Below are 5,567 nucleotides of genomic sequence, written 5' to 3'. Positions count from 1 at the left end.
CCCCTCCACACCGCCGCGAGACCGAAGACAGGCACGGCCGGGACGATAACCGAGCCCTCCTGTCCCCCGTCCAGACAGTGCCGCCGGAAACAGGCGACAACGCTGCACGCCAAGGTTTCAAAGCCAGATGGGTCCCTCCAACCCGGGACGCACCTACATCGGCATCATGCGTCATTGCTTCTATGCTGGAGCCTCTCCGTAACCCCCCCTTACCGGAGTGCCACCCCCGTATGCGCAATTGGATCCGACTCTTCTCCGGCACCCTGCTCGCGGCCACGCTGCTCGCGGGCTGCGGCGGCACTGACCCCGACCCAGATCCCAATCCCCCCCCGGTAGACGCCGGTACGACGGACGGAGGCAGCGACGCCGGCAGCGGCGACGTCGACGCGGGCTTCGATGCCGGCTACGTCGAGGACGCGGGCGTCATCGTGGACCCCGACCCCGATCCGGGCGAAGTCCCCACCGACCCGTATGATCCGACCAACGCCCAGAAGGACTCCGACTGTGACGGCCTGACGGACCAGGAGGAGTTCTCCACCGTCTACACGGGCAACGTGAGGACGAACCCCGGCCTGCGCGACACCGACGGCGACGGCATCCGCGACGGCGTGGAGGTGGGCCGCATCAAGAGCATCATCGCCACCTGTTCGTTCTACGCGGACCTGGATCCGGCCTCGCGCACCTCGCCGGTGAAGGCGGACACGGACGGCGACGGGCTGCCGGACGGCCTGGAGGACGCCAACCGCAACGGCAAGCGCGACCTCACGGAGACGGACCCCAACACCGCGGACTCCGACGGTGACACCCTCTCCGACGGCGTGGAGGACGCGAACAAGAACGGTTCGCAGAGCCCCGGTGAGACGGATCCGCGCAAGCGCGACACCGACGACGACGGCCTGCCGGACGGCCTGGAGAAGTCCTCCGGCACGGACGCGCTCAAGCCCGACACCGACGGTGACACCTGCTCCGACGGCGCCGAGGACGTGAACAAGAACGGCAAGTTCGACTCCGGTGAGACCAACCCGCGCGTGGCGGACTGCGCCGCGTCCATCCCCGACGCGGACTTCGACGGCATCCCCGACAGCGTGGAGGACGCCACCGGCACCGACAAGACCAAGGCCGACACGGACGGCGACGGCGTGGCGGACGGCGTGGAGGACACGAACAAGAACGGCCGCGTGGACAGCGGCGAGACGGACGCCCGCCTGACGGACACCGACTGCGATGGCCTCCAGGACGGCGCGGGCCGCAACGGCTTCCTCGGCGAGGACCCGAACTCCAACGGCCTGGTGGAGGCCGGCGAGACGGACCCCACCAACCCGGACTCCGACGGCGACGGCCTCTCCGACGGCGTGGAGCGCGGCGTGGCGACGGCGGCGGCCCCGCGCACCACCTGCGGCTACGTGGGCGACGCGGACCCCACGACGAAGACGGACCCCAACAAGCCGGACTCCGACGGTGACGGCATCCCCGACGGCGCCGAGGACTCCAACCAGAACGGCAAGGTGGACCCCGGCGAACTGAACCCGCAGAACGGCACGGACGGCGCGCCCAACACCCCGGCGGGCAAGGCGTGCAGCGTGCAGAACCTGCGCACGGTGACGTTCAAGGAGGACAGCGGCGCGGACATGCGGCTGGCGCTGCCCAACACGTTCAAGACCGCCAACCTGGTCAACATCAAGGCCTCCGGTCAGACGGTGGGCGTGATGGGCTGGGACGACACGAAGCAGGTGACGTTCATCGCGTACAAGCGCGGCCAGGTGGTGAACGCCTCGGGGAACTCCACCACGCCCGCGGGGGACGAGCTGGGCATCCGCACCGGCACGGCGCCGCTCGCGCCGGCGGACGTGGAGTTCACCCAGACGTTCACCACGTGGGATGGCTTCAGCGCGGTGTCCGCCCGGTACGGCCTGGCGGGCACGGCGGACCTGAAGACCTTCACCAACACGCTGGCCAAGGCGCTCGTGCCCGCCACCACGGATGCCCTCGGCGGCAGCGCGGGCATCACCGGCCCGTTCAAGATCCAGGCGCAGTACGTGCACCGCGCCGACCAGAGCGTGGTGGTGGTCATCGCCATCACCCCGGCGGCCCGTTACAACGAGGCGGGCAGCCTCTTCACCATGGCGGACACGGCGGGCGGCTCCGCGCTGGCGCAGTTCGGCGACGCGGACGCGGTGCAGTGCGAGGTCTTCACCGGCAACACCGCGGTGGTGGACTTCCTCTTCGTCGTGGACGACAGCGGCTCCATGGCGACGTCGCAGACGTACCTGGCGGAGGCCGCCTCGGCGGTGGCCAGCAAGCTGGCCAACGCCACGCTGGACTGGCGCCTGTCCATGGTGACCACCAGCTACCTGGCCGCCGGAAGCGGGCCCAACAAGGGCGTGCTGCGCAACTTCACCACCAACGTGGACCAGTTCAAGGCGTGGCTGACGGAGAAGGCGGAGTGCAACAACAACGTGTGCGCGGTGAAGGGCGGAACCACCCAGAACCCGACGTACACGCCCATCCCCAACACGACGTGCGCGTCCAACCTGGAGTGCTGGGTGGGCATTGGCGGCAACGGGACGGAGCGTCCGCTGGAGTCGGCGCGCGTGGCCATCAACAACATGGCCGCGTCCACGGGGGCCGCGAACACGAAGCTGCGCCCGGGCGCGAAGATGGTGGTCGTCGTCCTCACCGACGTGCGTGACCAGTCCGCGGACACGGTGGCCAACTACAAGCAGTACTTCCTCAACACGGGCACCGGGGCCGGCACCACCAACAACCCCACGGGTCAGGCCATCCAGGTCCACGGCATCATCTGCCCGTCGGAGAACGCCACCGCGGACACGGCCACCTGGTGCCGCTCGGACGAGGATCCGCGCGACCCGCGCCACCTGGAGGTCATCCAGGCCACGGGCGGCGTGTCGGGCAGCATCCGCGACAAGAGCTCCATCACCAACACCATCAACGCCATCGTGGACAGCGTCATCGCCTCGGTGGGCTACAAGACGCTCAAGCCGCCCATCGGCGCGTCGTTGAAGGTGGCCGTGGCGGAAGTGGCGAACCCCGCGGTGTGCCCGAACATCGGTGACCTGCCGCGCAGCCGCACCAACGGCTTCGACGTGGACGGCATCAACCGCACCGTGTCGTTCTACGGCGCGTGCCGCCCGAAGCAGTCCGGCGTCACGCAGGCGGCGGTGTCCTACCGCTACTGGATCGACCGCTCGAGCAACCCCAACGGCAGCCCGCCGCCGTGCTCGACCGACACCACGTACTACGACCCGAACGACCCGGACTACTGCAAGGGCAAGCTCACCTGCAATCGCACCACCGACAAGTGCGAGTGCCCGGCGGACTGCGGCGGCAACGTGCCCGCGGGCCAGGTGTGCAACACCGACCGCGCCGTGTGTGACTTCACCTGCGCGCAGGACTGCGGCGGCACGTGCGGCACCTTCGAGACGTGCAACGTGAACAGCTGCTCGTGCAGCTGCGTGCAGTCCGCGTCCTGCGCGGAGGGCTACAAGTTCGACAACAGCAGCGGCGTCTGCGGCTGCGTCTGCGACACGGGCGCGCTGAACTGCGGCTCCGCCTTCGCGGCCGACCCGGGCCTCTGCGCCTGCATCTGCAAGCCGGACTGCGGCGGCTGCGCCCCGGGCTTCACGTGCAACGTCAGCGCGTGCGCCTGCGAGCGGCCCATCGGCTGAAGCCGGCTGGAATGAAAACGCTCCCCCGGTGCCTCACGGGCCGGGGGAGCGCAGGTGACGGAAGGTCTTCGTCGCTCTTCCATGAAGCCCCCGGTCTTCTCGTCCCCCTGAAGGGACGCGGGGCCGGGGGCTTCTTCTTTGTTCCTACTTCGCGGGGGCGAGCCCCTCGGGCGCGCTGGCGACGCGGTAGACGGGGTAGAGGCCGAAGCGCTCATCCCAGGCCGGGTGCCGCTCCGCGAAGAAGCGCAGGCGGGCGCGCGGGTCCTTGGCGAAGGCGGGGTCCTTCAGGCGCTCCTGGAACGCGGCCTTCACGGCGGGGTCCTTCGCGAGCAGCTCGCGGGCGAAGGGCTCCACCACGTAGTCCTCGATGTATTCCTTCTGTTCGAAGTGGGCGTTGAAGAAGCCCCACGACAGGAACGAGTCCGGCCCCGACGGCTCGAAGAGGTGCGCGACGAGCTGCACGTTCTTCTGCGCCACGGGCACGTAGAGCGAGCCCGCGGGCAGCCCCTGGGTGTCCGGCTTCCAGGCGCCCTTCGCGGTGAGGCCCTGGTGGCCTTCGCTGGACTGCTCGCGGAACTGGAGGTCCCGCGAGAGGAACGACTCCACCTTCGCGGCGGGCACGGCGCGGGTGAGGCGCTGGAACGCGATGCCGTGCGCGGTGAGCTTGGGCGCCACCCACGCGGCGTGGGCGGCGGACACCACGTAGCCGCCCGTGGGCAGCGTCACGGTGAGCGCGGGCTGGAGGTCCGGCGCGAAGGGCACGGTCCACGTCTGGGGCTTCGTGTCGTCGTAGCGGATCCACGCCTGGCCGGAGATGTCCGAAGGCCCGCGCTCGTAGGCGTAGCCCTTGAACTGGAGCGTCTCCCGCTTGGGCGTGTTCTCCCAGCCGAGCACCACCTCGCGCACCTGGCCGGAGGTGGCCTTCAGGTCTTCCGCCTTCACGGCGGCCTGGAGCGCGGCGCCGTCGCGGGCGACGAGGCGCAACAGGCCCTCCATCACGTCGCGGGTGGCCTTCACGCGCTGGGCGTAGGTCTTCCAGGAGTGCGTCTCCACGAGCACGCCGAAGCGGTGGTGGATGGACCAGTAGCCGTGGCTGAAGCGCGGCGGGGGGACGCCGTAGGTGAAGCCGCTCGTCGGGTCGTCGTCCTTCACGAAGGACGGGTAGAAGGACAGCGGCTGGTGGCCCTGCGCGGTGAGACCCGCGAAGAGCTCCTCGCGCAGCTTGAGGCCCAGCGCCGCGAGCGCGGGCGGCCCGGCCTTCTGCGGCTCCAGGCTCACGGACACGTCGGGTTCGAACCTGGCGCCGTCGGTGACGTGCAGGTCCACGTAGACGAGCGGATCCCACGCGGCCAGGGCCTTGAGCACCAGCGCCATCTCCGGCGCGTCCACCTTCGCGTAGTCGCGGTTGAGGTTGAGGTTCTGCGCGGTGGTGCGGAAGCCCATCTCCTCCGGGCCCACCTGGTTGGGGCGGTGGTTGGGGCCGAAGCGCTCGTGGCCGTCCACGTTGAAGACGGGGACGAAGACGGCGGTGACGCCCTGGAGCGCGCCCGGCAGCACCTTGCCCTGGAGCGCGTCGCGCAGGAGCCAGTAGCCGGCGTCCTTGCCGTCGATTTCACCCGCGTGGATGCCGCCCTGGAAGAAGACGACGGGGCGCTGCTTCCGGCGCGCGGCGTCCGCGGTGAGGGTGCCGTCCTGGCTGACGACGAGCGCCACCAGCGGGCGCCCCTCCGGGGACAGGCCCAGGGTGTCGCAGCGGGCCCTGCCGGGGAAGGCCTTGGGGAAGGCGCGGCAGAGGCTCTCAGCCTCCGCGTAGCGGCCGGTGCGCTTCCAGCCGCTCTGTTCGGAGAGGGAGGTGAGGGAGGGGGGAGCCTGCGACAGGAC

The 5,567-nt window shown here is 70.2% G+C and carries 2 protein-coding genes; one reads left to right on the top strand and one right to left on the bottom strand.

From position 1 onward, the window contains the following. The first annotated feature begins 230 nt into the window (after nucleotides 1-230). Complete coding sequence (gene cglD / locus D7V93_RS36665; RefSeq protein WP_120647774.1) at nucleotides 231-3,686, top strand: adventurous gliding motility lipoprotein CglD; 3,456 nt, start codon at nucleotides 231-233, stop codon at nucleotides 3,684-3,686. A 144-nt stretch (nucleotides 3,687-3,830) separates the two neighbouring features. On the opposite strand, the gene D7V93_RS36660 is transcribed toward cglD, so the two are convergent. Further along, the gene (locus D7V93_RS36660) at nucleotides 3,831-5,564 is read right to left on the bottom strand and encodes a M14 family metallopeptidase (protein ID WP_120647775.1); all 1,734 of its coding nucleotides are present in this window, start codon (nucleotides 5,562-5,564) and stop codon (nucleotides 3,831-3,833) included. Nucleotides 5,565-5,567: the final 3 nt, after the last annotated feature.

This window comes from Corallococcus llansteffanensis (assembly GCF_003612055.1).
Classification (GTDB): Bacteria; Myxococcota; Myxococcia; order Myxococcales; family Myxococcaceae; genus Corallococcus; species Corallococcus llansteffanensis.
This window is presented reverse-complemented; position numbering and strand designations above follow the sequence as displayed.

Coding starts and splice junctions, on each gene's coding strand:
- cglD (WP_120647774.1), top strand. CDS start 231: ATGCGCAATTGGATCCGACTCTTCTCCGGCACCCTGCTCGCGGCCACG.